This window comes from Chryseobacterium sp. GVT01B (assembly GCF_019970045.1).
Classification (GTDB): domain Bacteria; phylum Bacteroidota; class Bacteroidia; order Flavobacteriales; family Weeksellaceae; genus Chryseobacterium.
On record NZ_JAHXYI010000002.1, the window covers coordinates 597,190 to 610,561 of the forward strand.

The 13,372-nt window shown below is 37.5% G+C and carries 17 protein-coding genes; all 17 read right to left on the bottom strand.

Going from position 1 to position 13,372, the window contains the following annotated elements:
- Positions 1 to 80 precede the first annotated feature (80 nt).
- Entirely contained in the window at positions 81 to 305 is a 225-nt protein-coding gene (locus tag LC457_RS06130) for a hypothetical protein (protein WP_223599081.1), read from the bottom strand.
- 46 nt (positions 306 to 351) lie between these two features.
- Positions 352 to 1,257, bottom strand: coding sequence for a bifunctional molybdenum cofactor biosynthesis protein MoaC/MoaB (moaCB, locus tag LC457_RS06135; protein WP_223599082.1), 906 nt, complete (start codon positions 1,255 to 1,257; stop codon positions 352 to 354).
- A gap of 41 nt (positions 1,258 to 1,298) precedes the next feature.
- The gene (locus LC457_RS06140; RefSeq protein WP_223599083.1) at positions 1,299 to 1,736 is read right to left on the bottom strand and encodes a molybdenum cofactor biosynthesis protein MoaE; all 438 of its coding nucleotides are present in this window, start codon (positions 1,734 to 1,736) and stop codon (positions 1,299 to 1,301) included.
- Positions 1,733 to 2,818 (bottom strand): HesA/MoeB/ThiF family protein, encoded by a 1,086-nt coding sequence (locus LC457_RS06145; protein ID WP_223599084.1) that lies wholly within the window; start codon positions 2,816 to 2,818, stop codon positions 1,733 to 1,735. Before LC457_RS06145 ends, LC457_RS06140 begins: the two co-directional genes overlap by 4 nt.
- A gap of 87 nt (positions 2,819 to 2,905) precedes the next feature.
- Positions 2,906 to 3,139: a MoaD/ThiS family protein gene (locus LC457_RS06150; protein WP_223599085.1), complete on the bottom strand. Its 234-nt coding sequence runs from the start codon at positions 3,137 to 3,139 to the stop codon at positions 2,906 to 2,908.
- A 33-nt stretch (positions 3,140 to 3,172) separates the two neighbouring features.
- Positions 3,173 to 3,391 (bottom strand): NTP transferase domain-containing protein, encoded by a 219-nt coding sequence (locus LC457_RS06155; protein WP_223599086.1) that lies wholly within the window; start codon positions 3,389 to 3,391, stop codon positions 3,173 to 3,175.
- A gap of 6 nt (positions 3,392 to 3,397) precedes the next feature.
- Positions 3,398 to 3,721: a winged helix-turn-helix domain-containing protein gene (locus LC457_RS06160; RefSeq protein WP_223599087.1), complete on the bottom strand. Its 324-nt coding sequence runs from the start codon at positions 3,719 to 3,721 to the stop codon at positions 3,398 to 3,400.
- Complete coding sequence (locus LC457_RS06165; RefSeq protein WP_223599088.1) at positions 3,709 to 4,905, bottom strand: molybdopterin molybdotransferase MoeA; 1,197 nt, start codon at positions 4,903 to 4,905, stop codon at positions 3,709 to 3,711. The genes LC457_RS06160 and LC457_RS06165 overlap by 13 nt, the downstream gene beginning before the upstream one ends.
- 28 nt (positions 4,906 to 4,933) lie before the next feature.
- Positions 4,934 to 5,533: a molybdopterin-dependent oxidoreductase gene (locus LC457_RS06170; RefSeq protein WP_223599089.1), complete on the bottom strand. Its 600-nt coding sequence runs from the start codon at positions 5,531 to 5,533 to the stop codon at positions 4,934 to 4,936.
- Positions 5,534 to 5,600: 67 nt separating this feature from the next.
- Positions 5,601 to 6,605 (bottom strand): GTP 3',8-cyclase MoaA, encoded by a 1,005-nt coding sequence (gene moaA, locus LC457_RS06175; RefSeq protein ID WP_223599090.1) that lies wholly within the window; start codon positions 6,603 to 6,605, stop codon positions 5,601 to 5,603.
- Positions 6,583 to 6,864, bottom strand: coding sequence for a DUF6755 family protein (locus tag LC457_RS06180; RefSeq protein ID WP_223599091.1), 282 nt, complete (start codon positions 6,862 to 6,864; stop codon positions 6,583 to 6,585). Before LC457_RS06180 ends, moaA begins: the two co-directional genes overlap by 23 nt.
- A 22-nt stretch (positions 6,865 to 6,886) precedes the next feature.
- Positions 6,887 to 7,408: a ubiquinol-cytochrome c reductase iron-sulfur subunit gene (locus LC457_RS06185; RefSeq protein WP_223599092.1), complete on the bottom strand. Its 522-nt coding sequence runs from the start codon at positions 7,406 to 7,408 to the stop codon at positions 6,887 to 6,889.
- Between the two features lie 11 nt (positions 7,409 to 7,419).
- Positions 7,420 to 7,995: a 4Fe-4S dicluster domain-containing protein gene (locus LC457_RS06190; RefSeq protein WP_223599093.1), complete on the bottom strand. Its 576-nt coding sequence runs from the start codon at positions 7,993 to 7,995 to the stop codon at positions 7,420 to 7,422.
- Positions 7,996 to 8,006: 11 nt separating this feature from the next.
- Positions 8,007 to 10,238: a molybdopterin oxidoreductase family protein gene (locus tag LC457_RS06195; RefSeq protein WP_223599094.1), complete on the bottom strand. Its 2,232-nt coding sequence runs from the start codon at positions 10,236 to 10,238 to the stop codon at positions 8,007 to 8,009.
- A gap of 11 nt (positions 10,239 to 10,249) precedes the next feature.
- Complete coding sequence (locus tag LC457_RS06200; protein WP_223599095.1) at positions 10,250 to 11,305, bottom strand: MFS transporter; 1,056 nt, start codon at positions 11,303 to 11,305, stop codon at positions 10,250 to 10,252.
- 430 nt (positions 11,306 to 11,735) lie between these two features.
- Entirely contained in the window at positions 11,736 to 12,419 is a 684-nt protein-coding gene (locus LC457_RS06205) for an MBL fold metallo-hydrolase (protein WP_223599096.1), read from the bottom strand.
- Positions 12,420 to 12,473: 54 nt separating this feature from the next.
- Positions 12,474 to 13,061 carry a Crp/Fnr family transcriptional regulator gene (locus tag LC457_RS06210; protein WP_223599097.1) on the bottom strand — a complete coding sequence of 196 codons (588 nt, stop codon included), beginning with the start codon at positions 13,059 to 13,061 and terminating at the stop codon, positions 12,474 to 12,476.
- Positions 13,062 to 13,372: the final 311 nt, after the last annotated feature.

The window sequence follows — 13,372 nt, forward strand, 5'->3', positions numbered from 1 at the left end:
TGCATAAAAGAAAGATGTAAAATTATTATCTGATTAAAAAGATAAGGTTTTCTGATCAATCAAAGCATTACAAAACAAAATTACTTTAGTTTTTCCAATGTTTTACATTTTTCTTTATCACCGGTTTTTATCACAGAAATATCAATGTATTTAACAGTTCCGCCACTTGATGACTCAAATTGTTTTGCTTTTTTATCAGCATATTCAAAGGTGTAGCCAATTCCCATAACGACTTTATGTCCGTTACATTCTCCCATGGCTAAAAACAGATATTCTCCTAACGCAGATTGGATATTGATGCTCATTTTTTAAATATTTAGATTATTTTATTGTGTTGATTTTGCTCCGTTTTTAATGTTGGGCTCCGGCCACTATTTTATAGATATGAAGAATTCCGGGAAATATGGCGTCCATTGATTCCTCTGCTCCTTTTGTAGAGCCCGGAAGCGCAATGACAAGGGTATCACCAATCATACCCGCCAGACTTCTGGAAAGCATTGAATAAGGGGTTCGCAGCTGTCCGTAGCTTCTTATAGCTTCTGCAACACCGGGAATTTCCCGCTCCAGGAGAGGGCGAACAGCTTCAGGGGTTACATCCCGTTTTGACAATCCGGTTCCTCCCGTGATCATGATAAGTCTGGTTCCCTGTTCTACATCTGATTTAATTTTTTCCTGAATTTCCTTGATTTCATCAGGAATAACAACATAATCATTAATAGCTACATGATGTTTTTCCAGAGCGGCAACAATTGCTTTTCCTGCTTTATCTTCTTTTTTCCCGGCAAAAATGCTATCAGAACAAACAATTACGGATGCATCAATACCTTCGCCAGAATCTTTACGATCTGATTTTCCTCCTTTTTTCTCCAGCAGCTTAATATTTTTGATTTCAATATTCTTATCAATCGGCTTCAGCATATCATACATTGTGAGTGCAACTACAGAAGCAGAGTGCATGGCCTCCACTTCTACTCCGGTCTTGTAAATGGTATGAATTTCCGAGGTGACATGAATATCGAGATTCCTGATTTCAAACTGAATTGAGGTATATTCTATCGGAAGCGGGTGGCAGTCCGGAATAACATCACTTGTTTTTTTGGCTGCAAATAATCCTGCAGTCTTAGACATTTCAAATACATTTCCTTTCGGAACTTTATGATTTACAATTGCATCGATCGTATCCTGTGAACTTACGCTAACTACTGCTTCGGCAATAGCTTTTCTAAGTGTACTGTATTTGTGAGTGATATTGACCATATTCCTGTAATTAATTTTGTTGTTGAATCCTTATTTTATGCTTATCTGTTTTCTTTCCAGGTATGGGATTGATCTTCTAAAATCTCTTTTCCCCACAAAGGAATTTCTTTCTTAATTCGATCTACCATTTCGTCACAGGCATTGATGGCTTCTTTTCTATGCTCAGCAGAAGTAAAGACAAATAAACAGATCTCGCCAACCTCGATATTTCCTAATGAATGGTAAATATGCGCACATATCAGCTTATATTTTGAGATGATTTCTTCCCGGATATCATGGGCTTTTTCCAATGCCATTTTCTGATACGTAGTAAATTCCATGGATTGAATTTTTTTATCATTAATCACGTCTTCACGAATCTGCCCCAGAAAAATACTGTGTCCGCCAATATTGGTTTTAACGGTATGTTTGGCGATACTTTCTGCGACAAATGAGGTGCTGATAGGACCTTCAATAAATATATTTTTTATTTTTTTCATGATAATATTGATTTTGCTCCGGCTGGAAAATGTTTGATTTCTTTTTCCGGAAAATAGGATTTTGTAAGTTCTAGCGCTTTTCTGCTTCTTTTTCCTGAAGCACAGATAAAGCAGAGATTCTCGTAGTTTTCTAATGTTTTCAAATTTTGTCCGAGAGAAGCTAACGGAATTTCCAAAGCCTGGAATAAGTTTAATCTCGGCAGCTCATCTGTTTCCCGGACATCAATCAGAATACTGCTTTTCTGATTCAGAAATGTCTGTAAATCTGCAGTTGACCGAATGTCATTTTCTTTCCTGATATTACAGAATTCTTCGTAGTTAAAATTTTTAAATTGTTCAATTGTTTCAGGTTCTGATTTTTCTTTGCATGGATTAAAATTAACAATCATTGATTGGTAATTTCTGGTATTGAAAGACAACAGTTTATGAATCAGCAAATCTTCCGAGCCAATTAACAGCTTGATTACTTCATTGGCCTGAAAAGTACCTATCACAGCCGAATGCGCTGGTAAAACTCCTGCTTCGTTACAATCAGGGACTTCATTCTGATTGGGTGGTGTCGGAAAAAGATCGCGATAATTGGTTACCTTATTGTCCTTTTCCACATTGAAAACAGAAATCTGGCCTTCATGTCTGAAAATAGATGCATAGACCAATGGTTTCTTCAGCAGAGCGCAGGCATCATTGAGTAAATACCGGGTTGTAAAATTATCCGTACAGTCTACTATAACATCGAAATTATGAATAATGGAAAATACATTATCTGATGTGAGCATTTCCTGAAATGCTGCAATCTCAGTATCTGTATTCATCTTATTCAAATGTTCAACTGCTGCAATGACTTTTGGTGTTCCCACATCCTGTTCATCGTACAGAAACTGCCTGTGGAGATTATCCGTCTCTACAATATCAAAATCAACGATTCCTATTGCTCCTACTCCGGAAGAAACCAGAATCTGAAGAACGGGACATCCCAAACCTCCTGCACCGACAACCAAAACTGAAGATTCAGCGAGTTTTTGCTGTGCAGTAATTCCGAAGTCCGGGAGTATCATTTGTCGGTTGTATCTTTTTAAATCCATTCTTAAAGAAGTTTTTATTTTCAACATAAGGTTAGCCAACGGCTTACTAAAAGGCTCTCATTACTTCTGATTATCAGATTATTAAAATCAACCACCTGAATAAGGCGGCAGTAAAGCGATTTCTGCATCACCGGAAATGGATTGCTCGTCTTCAGCCTTTACCCCGTTCATGACAATTAAAAATGTAAGTTCTTTTAAAGCCGGAAATTTTTCATACAACAATTTTTTTAAATCAGAAACAGTATTGATGTTTTCCGTGTCTAAATCATATTGAACATTCTTGAAGATGTCTGTAAGTTTTCCAAATATTTTAAGTGTCATTATTTCATTTTTAAAAGTGATAATTTAATGCTGTTATGAATGATCTTCCTTCTTTCGGATAGCCATAAGACAGATAATAATTTCTTTAGAATCAGGATAATTTGAATGATTACCAGAAATATAGACCTCATCAAAAACCTGTGACAGATTATCTATTACATATTCTATTACAGTTTTTTCACCAAGCTTCATCAGGGCCTTGTCCTGACCCATTCTGGAGCTTTGGCCGCCTGCTAAAACAATTGCTTTCATATTATTTTAAATGGTTTCCTTTGAGAATTTCAAAAAAGACTCTTCTGCTGTTTTGAATTTTTCAACGATGAGTTTTCCGTAATCAGTGAGCTGGCTTTGCCCTCCGGATTTTCCTCCCACTTCTTTTGTAACAATTTCACAGGAGGCATTAGAATTAATATCACGTACAATTCCCCAGGCTTTCCGATAGGGTATTTTCAGTGCTTTTGCTGCTTCTGCTATACTTCCCAACTGATGAATATGTTCTAATAGCCTGGCTCTTCCGATACCAATCTTCAGACCGGATCCGGTTTCTATCCATATCCTGCCTTTGATTTTCAGATTTTCCATATTTTCACTTTTTCACCAATATTTATTTCGGTGGCCGTTTCAGAAAACTCTACCAAACAATTGGCCTGAGCTGCCGAATTCATTTTATAGGATTCCTGACCGCTGAGAATACGAACATTTCCTTTGGAATATAATGCCTTCAGAAACTGAGTCTGCTCATTGCTTTTTTTTCTTACGTAAGATTCTGAAATAGCAAAATCCATTTCTTCTTCAAAATTTTGACGACCGAAGCATCCAAGCAGGAATGGCTTCACATACTGATGGTAACAGGAAAAAACAGAAGCCGGATTTCCGGGTAATGCAAAAATAAATTTCTCATTTTGTTTTCCGAAGAACAGCGGTTTTCCAGGTTTTTGCCTGATCTTGTAGAATAATTCTTTAACGTCCAGTTTTTCCAGAGCAGGTTTCACATAGTCATAATCCCCGACCGAAATTCCCCCTGTTATGAGTACAATATCATTATGATGTAAAGCTTCTTTTATCGCATGGAATGTCGCATCTTCTGTATCTTCAGCATGTTTTATACACGAAAACTGATGATTGATTTCTGCTAAAGCCGCCTGCAGAGTATATCTGTTGGAATTGTAAATTTCGCCTTCTGCCAAAGAATTTCCCAGTTCAACCAATTCATTTCCAGTAACAACAAGTCCTATTTTCAGACGCTGATAAACCGTAACTTTTTCAATCCCAAATCCTGCCAGAAATCCGATCAGTGCGTGATTGATGTATGTGTTTTTTTCAACAATCACAGTTCCTGACGGTGTCTGTGAAGCTTTCAGACGAATATTTTCACCCTTTTGAATTTCATTAGTACCAAAATGAATAAGATGTTCATTCTGTTTTACCTTTTCCTGCATCACTACAGTATCAACACCGTCCGGAATTTTAGCACCTGTAAAAATGCGAACGGCTTCTCCTCTGCCTAAAACAAAGTCTTTTTTTGAAATTCCTGCGGGAATGATTTGGGTTACGTTCAATTCTGTAAAATCTTCAAGATCTTCAAAACGGAAACCATATCCATCCATTGCTGAGTTATCGAAAGAGGGAACATCTAAAGTTGCCCGTATTTCTTCCGCAGCATAAAACCCTTGTGCTTCTAAAAGTGAAAGCTCCGTTTTCTCTGTTGTGAAAATTTGATTCTGAATAATTTTTCTGGCTTCGGAAACGGATATAAAATGGTTCATCTTTTTATTTTCTAGTTTTTCAAATTGATTATTTTACTTTCGTCACTTCTATGCTTTTCAGCCATTTTACGTGACGCGGGCCTGTTTTAGTATCGGAAAGGCTTACCACAATCATTTCACCTTTTTTCTTGAGTGGTTCTCCGTTTTGTTCAAAAACTACATATACTTTTTCCCCTGCCGGATTGTTGAATAATTCTGCCCATGAAAATGTAGCCTTATAATCATCTGAGGCACGGGCAACAATGTAAAAATTACGGTCTTTATGGTCCTTTTGGGCAATTTTTGCTTTACCTAAAATATCAGTAAGAAGAACAGCTTTTGTAGATTCTATACTGTCTTTGGTTAAACCACTCTGACAGACAATTTTGAAGTCAGAGAGTTCCTTCACATTCATTTTTTTCAAAGAATCTACGGTTAAAGTAAGTGGATTGACTACATCTCCTTTTACCTGTACTTCCCGGCTTACATATTTGAAATCATCTTTATCATCGTGCTTATGGTTTTCTTTTTCAGAAGTGGCTTGTGAAGTTTCTGCATGTTTTTCAGCCTGGGCCGTTTCCGATTTTGTACATTGCGTCATTGTGAATGTTATCATTACAACAGCAATGCATTTAATTAATTCTCTCATTGTTAATAAATTATTGAGTTTAGTGCAGTTCGTTATGTCTTTTTTGTCCTATCGGTTGATAAAAATTTTATCCACCTATTTTGATCATACTCCGGTTAATCATTGATTGGTTCCTGACACTTTCCATTTCAGAAAATTGTCCGCCTTTTTCTTTGTGTTTTTTGACCATACCGAGTTGTATGAGTTCTGTTATTTCTTCTTTATTTCTTAAAGCTTTAAGCAAATCAAACTCATCGGCACCGAAAAGGCAGTTTTTCATTTTTCCATCGGAAGTTATTCTGATCCGGTTACACCCTGCACAAAATGAATTGCTCATGGTAGAAATCAAACCAAAAACACCTTTACTTTCTTTATTGACTCTATATTTTCTGGAAGTATCATTTTTATGATCTTTTATTTTTTCATACATGAAATGCTGAGAAATCAGACTGAGCATCTCCGCAATGGGAATAACTTTTTTCTTTTCCCAGGAGTTTCCGCTGAAGGGCATAAATTCTATAAACCTCAGCTCAATCGGGTAATGATGTGATAAGGCAATGAATTCAGGAATTTCATCTTCATTGAAACCCCGCATGATGACCACATTCAGCTTAACATTAAATCCTCTTTTGATACTTTCTTTGATATTCTCCCATACTTTTTGAAACAGATCTCTTTTGGTAATATATTTGAACTTATCCCGATCTAAAGAATCAATACTGATATTGAGGTTTTTAACACCACATTCCTGAAATAATTCAAAATATTTGTGAAGCAAAACACCATTGGTTGTTATTCCAATACTTGTCCCTAATGTTGAAATCTGGCGGATAATTGTTTCAAAATCATTTCTTACCAACGGTTCTCCACCTGTAATCCGGATTTTATTGATGTTAAATTCATCAACAAAAATTTTTGCAATTTCAAAGATCTCCTCACTTGTCATCAACTCAATGGATGGTGTACTTTTAAAAGGTTCATCCGGCATACAGTACAGACATCTGAAGTTACAGCTATCGGTAATCGAAAGTCTTAGATAATCATGTTTTCTGCCAAAAGAATCAAGCAGATCAGTAGGCATGGTCATTCTCATCTTCCTGTTTTTTATTTTGACCTGTCGGGATATCGGGTACGTATCTTAAAAAGAAAACTGTACATAGAAATATGATGACTGAAGCAATGGCTGAATAGGTTGAAAAGTCCAGATGCTCTTTGTCTAAAGCTTTATTGATGGTTCCAAACAGAAGCCACATCTGCAGACTTACCAGTAAAATATAAATACTGATAATGGCTACAAGCATTTCATTGACTCTGAAGGTTACTTTTTTTATGGGTTTCTTTCGTACTGACATCTTTATTTATTTTGGGGTGAATCTATCCGTGAGATTCTGCGGTTTGTTTTACGAAATCTGTTACGAATATTTTATCTTCTTTGATGACAACTGTAAGCTGCGGGAGTGGTCTGGGTGGAGGTCCTTGTATAACAGAACCATCCTCTGGATTGAAAAAGCCGTGGTGGCAAGGACATTCTATGACTTTTTCATTATGATTGTATAAAACGGAACAGGAAAGGTGGGTGCATTTCTGCTCGAAGACTTTCCATTTATCTTCTGCCAGACGAATCAGCATATAAGGTGTTCTATGGTCTTCATTGATATAAAATGTCCGCATTCCACCTACATTGAGATCTGTAGTTAATCCAACGAAATATTGCCCTATTTCCTTTTCTTCTTTAAAAAAATTGAATGCAGGAATTGCAACATTGGCCAAAGCTAAAGTCCCTGAGAAAAAGGTAATCAATTTGATGAATTCTTTTCGGGAAACGTAGGCTGCTTCACGCTTTTTAGTCGGAAAATCTGCTTTCCAGGCGGGTATTTTTTTATTATCTTCTGACATTGTAATTAGTTTTAAAAGACTTTTAATTCTTCACTGCCTTTCGGCATCATTATATTTACTTTTGTTTTCACTATTTCTTTTCCGAAAATAAAGCGGTTTACCGGTGTACTGTTGGGTCTTTTTTTAGCTACGTTTTCTCTGGTATCAAAGGTTAATGCTCCACTCGGGCAAACCGTCGCACACATAGGCTTCAGCCCTGTACTGGTTCTGTCGTAGCACATGTTGCATTTCATCATCAGCATTGCGCTCTGATCCGGAATTTGCGGAACTCCGAACGGGCAGCCGATAACACAGTTGGCACAACCGATACATTTGGAAGTATCTGCAGTGTGAACGATTCCGTATTCATCTTTTGTGATGGCATCTGCCGGACAAACATTGGCACATATAGGGTCTTCACAGTGCATACATACCTGAACGGTAGTCTGAATCGTTTCTGCTCTGTCCACATAATGAATATGAATCATTGAGGTTTCTCCATTGGTTTCGCACTCTGCACAAGCCATCTCACACGAGTGACAGCCTATACATCGCTGCATGTCAACGAAAAACTCCATATCATTAAATCTTTCAAATTGCTCTGCCATAATTTCTTTACTTAATATTGAATGTCTCTGCTTTGATTGGCAAATTCTTTTGAATGCTCTCCTTTTTTCCTTCCTGTTTTTTCTATTTTGCAGGCACAGACCTTAAACTCGGGAATTTTTGAAACAGGATCCAAAGCATCAATGGTTAATTGATTGGCTGAGTTTACACCACCCCAATGGTAAGGGATAAATACCGTGTCCTGTCTGATTGTTTCCACCACATTTGCAGGGAACAAAGCACTTCCTCTTCGGGTAGAAACTTTGATCAGATCATTTTCTTCAATACCATATTTAGCTGCAAGATTTGGGTGAATTTCCAATAAAGGTTCCGGATACAGGTCTACCAATTTTCCAATTCTTCTCGTTTGTGAACCACTTAAATATTGGCTTACCACTCTTCCTGTAGTTAAAACAATCGGATACTCTTCATCCGGCTCTTCGGTTGGTTTTTTGTAAGGAGTAGGATTGAAATGTGCTTTTTTATCGTTGGTATTAAACTGTCTGTCTTCCCAAAGTCTTGGTGTTCCCGGATGATCTTCAGTGGGACAAGGCCAGAAAATGCCTAAATTCTTTTCTACTCTTTCGTAGGTAATACCGTAATAATCTGCGGCACTGCCTTTTGATGCTATTCTTAATTCATTAAAAGTTTCCTCGCTATTTTTATAATTGAATTTATCTCCTTCGCCTAATCTTCTTGCCAGTTCCATCAGGATTTCACTATCTTTTTTAGCTTTCCCAGGCGGGTCTACTACAGCCCGGATTCTTATTACCCTACCTTCGGCGGATGTGGTTGTCCCTTCTTCTTCTTCCTGTAATGAGCCTGCAAGAATGATGTTGGCATGACGCAGGGTTTCGGATAAAAAGAAATCAATTCCGGCATAAAATTCCAGTTTTTCTAATGCTGCACGAACATTGTTATTATTGGGTAAGGAAACCAGCGGGTTAAAACAAATTGATAAAAGTCCTTTGATCTCACCGCGGTTGATGGCTTCGATAATCTCGTAAGCACTCAATCCTTTTCGCGGCATATCTTCTTCTTTGATTCCCCATATATCGGCTACAAATTTTCTGTGTTCCGGGTTTTCAATATCTCTGTTTCCGGGAAGCTGATCGCATTTGTGACCATGTTCTCTTCCACCCTGACCGTTTCCCTGTCCGGTAATTGTTCCATAACCGCAATAAGGTTTACCGATTCTGCCTGTTGCCAGCACCAAATTGATGCAGCTTGAAACATTCTGAACTCCTTTGGAATGGTGTTCTATTCCACGGGCATGCATCAGGAAGCTGGTTTTTGCTTTCCCCCACATTTCTGCGGCTTTAAAAATCAATTCTTTTGGAATTCCTGTTACGGCTTCACCCCATTCTAATGTACATTCTTTTACTGCCTCGGCGGTTTCTTCAAATCCTGAAGTATAATTGTTGATGAAATCATTATCCAGCCAATTATTATCAATCAGAACTTTAAGCATCGTATTCGTTAATGCAGAATCAGTTCCCGGTCTAAGGGGCAAATGAATATCAGCAGTTCTTGCAATAGGAATCTGACGTGGATCAATCACAATTAATTTCGCACCATTATCTCGGGCTTCCCAAATCTTGTGTGTAAGAACCGGAAAACATTCACTTACATTGGCTCCGGTAATGAGAATGACTTCTGCATGTGCCAAATCTGCCCAACTGTTAGAAGAACGATCCATCCCGAATGCTTTTTTATTTCCTGCACCTGCACTTACCATACAAAGACGGCCGTTGTAATCAAGATTAGCAGTTTTTAAGGCAACACGGGCGAATTTTCCGACCATATAACTTTTTTCGTTGGTCAGCGAAACACCGGAAAGCATTGCAAAAGCGTTTTTACCATATTGATCCTGTATTCTTCTGATTTCTTTAATGACTGCATCGTATGCCTCATCCCATTCTATAGGTACAAACCCTTTTCCTTCTACTCTTTTATAGGGTGAAAGTAAGCGATCCGGATGGTTGTCCTGCATATACCTCTGAACACCTTTCGGACATAATCTTCCTTCATTAAATGGGAAATCGTTCCAGGGCTCAAAACCTACCACTTTTTTGTCTTTTACTTTTAATTGAATTCCACACTGCAGACCACAAAAACAGCAATGTGTTTTTATTAAGGCATCAGGATTTTGAGGATTAGATCTTACTGTTCCTTTATTCGGATAGTTCTGATGTGGTCCGAATACACTGATGATTTCGTCGGCTGATACGGGTAATTTTGCCATTGTATTTTATTTTAACCAAAATAAGTTCCTGATTCCTGTCTTGCTTTAAGGTGTGCTTTTGCAAGCATTGCTCTTTTCCCTTCCGGGCTATAGTCTAAATAGCTTTTACCGTCTTCACGCTCAAGATCAAATCCCATTTCTTTTGTAATTTCTTTTAAGTCTTCGATGTGCATTTTTGTAGTGTACTCGTCTCCGGTGTGCGGACAAATCTGCATTCCTCTGCGTTTTCCCTCAATTTTATAAATATTGGCTCCTACCTGCGCAGGTCTTTGGAAAATGTGAAAGAACTTCCCAAAAGGAATCCACATCAGAAACAGCGCTACGGTAATGGCATGGGTAATTGCCATAAACTGGCTCATCTTCCCTTCCAGAAATGAATAGTCAAACCAAATTCCCAACCCTGTAACAGAAACAGCTACAAGCAATATCAATGGCAGCCAGTCTCTCTCAAACCATTGGGTAGCAATTTGTCCTTCATCTACAAATCTTCTGTGCATCATGATCAGACATCCGATAATCACCATAATTGCAGTCCAGACCAGAATATGAAATAATATGAGGGCCATTATTGTATTGAGTGGGAAAGTCATCACTGTAAAGCCCATCATATGGGTTTCATACATATCGGTAGTTCCTTCCTTTAGGGTAAAATGCATCCACCCGAATGTTAATCCAAATGTTACTGCAAAAGATATAAGACATCCTGTAGCTAAAAGAAAATGCCCAAACCATCTCGCCTTTCCTCTTGGAAGAATAAACCGTTGAAATAAAATATTACGGACGGATAAACGGATCACTTCTTTGATGTATACGGGATAATCTTTACTGAAAATAAATTCCCATGTGCGTTTCCAATATTTCTGTGTTGCCGGACGCTGCTTCCATACAGAATGGTGATACACCACTCCAAAAGTCATACTGATTGTTCCGAAGAAATAAATAATTAACGCTGCATCAAAGTTTTGAAGATTAACGGACCCTATTACTGTCATAGCGATGACCACTAAGGTTGCAATAATGGCATTTATGAATGCTTTCCTGTTGATATTTGTAAAAATGCTGAACATCTTTTATGTTTTAATAGTCGCTCTTAAATAATCAGAGACAGACTATATTATTCTTCAGCAAAGATACAGCAACAAAATTTTAAATAAGATAATTTTATCTTATTTAAAATTATTCAAAATAAATTATATGAATTATCGAATATAAAATGCTGACAAACAAATTATTAATTCAATTATGATTTACATCATATTATAATTTATGATGTTTTTTAATAATATTTGATACCTAAGCGCTTAAGTATCTATGAGAATATGAGAAGCTGTTTTGGTAACTTTCAATAGCACACTATGAATCAAAAAACAGGAAATAAAGTTGGGCAATTTTTAAGAAGCAGCTACCTCAAATCTATACAGGACAGTTAAAATTTTCAGAATCCGGAGTCATTGTATTAACTTTCATTTTTAACCATAACTATAATACGATCTATCTTTAAACACCAGCACTACATTTAGCAACAAATTGCTCAAATTTCCGATCTTTATTTTGCAAAACCGGTCCGTGGCCAAAGCAGATAATGGCCGGATTCAGTTCAGCCAATTTCTGGAGCGATTTGATATTGCGCTCCTGATCGGAGGTGAAGATATTTGGCGGAAGCCGCAGCCCGGTCGCTGTCGTAAGCAGATTCATATTTGTGGCTGCATCCCCGATAATCAGTACACCATCCCGCTCACGGAACAAAGAAATATGACCCGCCGAATGTCCTGGTGTTTCTATTACCCGAAAGTTTCCGATCATATCGTTTTCAACGATTGTTTGGGCGACTTTATGCCCCTGACCAGCCCAGTATTTTTGTTGAAGCTTTGCTACCCAATGCTGTGGAGCCGGGTAATCGTTGGTTACCATGCCTGTTTCGGTCCTGAAAACTTCATCGGGATGGCAGAGTAATGATATCGCAAACTCTGCACATATCTGATCGCTACACCCCTGATGGTCTGCATGGGCATGGGTCAGTACGTGTTGATAAACAGGGATTTTCCGAAGAGCTTTCTTTATAGTTGTATATGAACCTCGTATTCCGGAATCTATCAATATACCTTCGATAATATAGCAGTTGATACTGTTTCGAGGCATTAGTGAAATCTGGAATACCTCGGGAGCAATTTGACGTAACATAATTTTTTTGTGCAAATCTACATTGCCGGTCAGTACTGCATAAGGACATTTGTCCTATAATATTCCTGGTCTGAGAATCTGTCCCTTCGCCCGTGTAAGAGATCGTTGCGTGATGCCCAGATACGATGCCAGATCTTGCGTAGCTATACGCTGGACAAGCATAGGTTCATTAGATAAGAGATGACAGTATTTATCCAAAGCTGACTTATTATTGTAACTCAGCATATAGCGTTCCTTTTGGTTATACTCCTGCTCCATTACCGATTTAATAACTCCGTTCAAAGCAGCCACCCGATCAATCAGCTGCTGATAATCCGGGTAGTTTATCCTATAGATAACGCTATCTTCTACAGCCCTGATACTCCTTTTGGATTTTTCCTGCGTTACAAACTCTGGAAATGAAGTGACAAATTCATTTTCAAACTTAAAACAGGTTATATTTTCTTTTCCTTCTTTATCGGTAGCATATGCTTTTACAGCGCCACTAACAATAAATCCAATATGACGGCAGATTTCATCTTCACGAATAAAAAAATCACCTTTTTTTAAGTCAATCGGTTGGAAGAACTGCACAGAAAAGTTGATTTCATCAGCTAACAGTCCTCCTGCTGAGGATAGGAAATTTTCAAATACATTAGTCATTTCGCAATCTTTTGCTTTTTATTTTCTTTTTAGCCATCTGTAGATTATACATCAAATCCAACATCCAAAACTAGCAATTATTCTATTATACATTCAAAAAAAGTCAGCTTTTATACTACATATATTCAGCAATAGTTTAGACATTACAGAGAAATTCCGTTGGAAGATTTTATGTCAAAGAAAATTTTGAAAGTAATCCGGGTCTGAAGAAACTGAGTCATATTGGTTTTCATTAAATATCTCAAATATTAATTTTTATTAACCTTACAGTCAATAATTTGTTTTTCTCAAATAAATTCACTATATTGATA

What these genes read in the sequence shown, in the direction of transcription:
- LC457_RS06130 (WP_223599081.1), bottom strand. Translation starts at nt 305, where the DNA reads ATGAGCATCAATATCCAATCTGCGTTAGGAGAATATCTGTTTTTAGCC.
- moaCB (WP_223599082.1), bottom strand. Translation starts at nt 1,257, where the DNA reads ATGGTCAATATCACTCACAAATACAGTACACTTAGAAAAGCTATTGCC.
- LC457_RS06140 (WP_223599083.1), bottom strand. Translation starts at nt 1,736, where the DNA reads ATGAAAAAAATAAAAAATATATTTATTGAAGGTCCTATCAGCACCTCA.
- LC457_RS06145 (WP_223599084.1), bottom strand. Translation starts at nt 2,818, where the DNA reads ATGGATTTAAAAAGATACAACCGACAAATGATACTCCCGGACTTCGGA.
- LC457_RS06150 (WP_223599085.1), bottom strand. Translation starts at nt 3,139, where the DNA reads ATGACACTTAAAATATTTGGAAAACTTACAGACATCTTCAAGAATGTT.
- LC457_RS06155 (WP_223599086.1), bottom strand. Translation starts at nt 3,391, where the DNA reads ATGAAAGCAATTGTTTTAGCAGGCGGCCAAAGCTCCAGAATGGGTCAG.
- LC457_RS06160 (WP_223599087.1), bottom strand. Translation starts at nt 3,721, where the DNA reads ATGGAAAATCTGAAAATCAAAGGCAGGATATGGATAGAAACCGGATCC.
- LC457_RS06165 (WP_223599088.1), bottom strand. Translation starts at nt 4,905, where the DNA reads ATGAACCATTTTATATCCGTTTCCGAAGCCAGAAAAATTATTCAGAAT.
- LC457_RS06170 (WP_223599089.1), bottom strand. Translation starts at nt 5,533, where the DNA reads ATGAGAGAATTAATTAAATGCATTGCTGTTGTAATGATAACATTCACA.
- moaA (WP_223599090.1), bottom strand. Translation starts at nt 6,605, where the DNA reads ATGAGAATGACCATGCCTACTGATCTGCTTGATTCTTTTGGCAGAAAA.
- LC457_RS06180 (WP_223599091.1), bottom strand. Translation starts at nt 6,864, where the DNA reads ATGTCAGTACGAAAGAAACCCATAAAAAAAGTAACCTTCAGAGTCAAT.
- LC457_RS06185 (WP_223599092.1), bottom strand. Translation starts at nt 7,408, where the DNA reads ATGTCAGAAGATAATAAAAAAATACCCGCCTGGAAAGCAGATTTTCCG.
- LC457_RS06190 (WP_223599093.1), bottom strand. Translation starts at nt 7,995, where the DNA reads ATGGCAGAGCAATTTGAAAGATTTAATGATATGGAGTTTTTCGTTGAC.
- LC457_RS06195 (WP_223599094.1), bottom strand. Translation starts at nt 10,238, where the DNA reads ATGGCAAAATTACCCGTATCAGCCGACGAAATCATCAGTGTATTCGGA.
- LC457_RS06200 (WP_223599095.1), bottom strand. Translation starts at nt 11,305, where the DNA reads ATGTTCAGCATTTTTACAAATATCAACAGGAAAGCATTCATAAATGCC.
- LC457_RS06205 (WP_223599096.1), bottom strand. Translation starts at nt 12,419, where the DNA reads ATGTTACGTCAAATTGCTCCCGAGGTATTCCAGATTTCACTAATGCCT.
- LC457_RS06210 (WP_223599097.1), bottom strand. Translation starts at nt 13,061, where the DNA reads ATGACTAATGTATTTGAAAATTTCCTATCCTCAGCAGGAGGACTGTTA.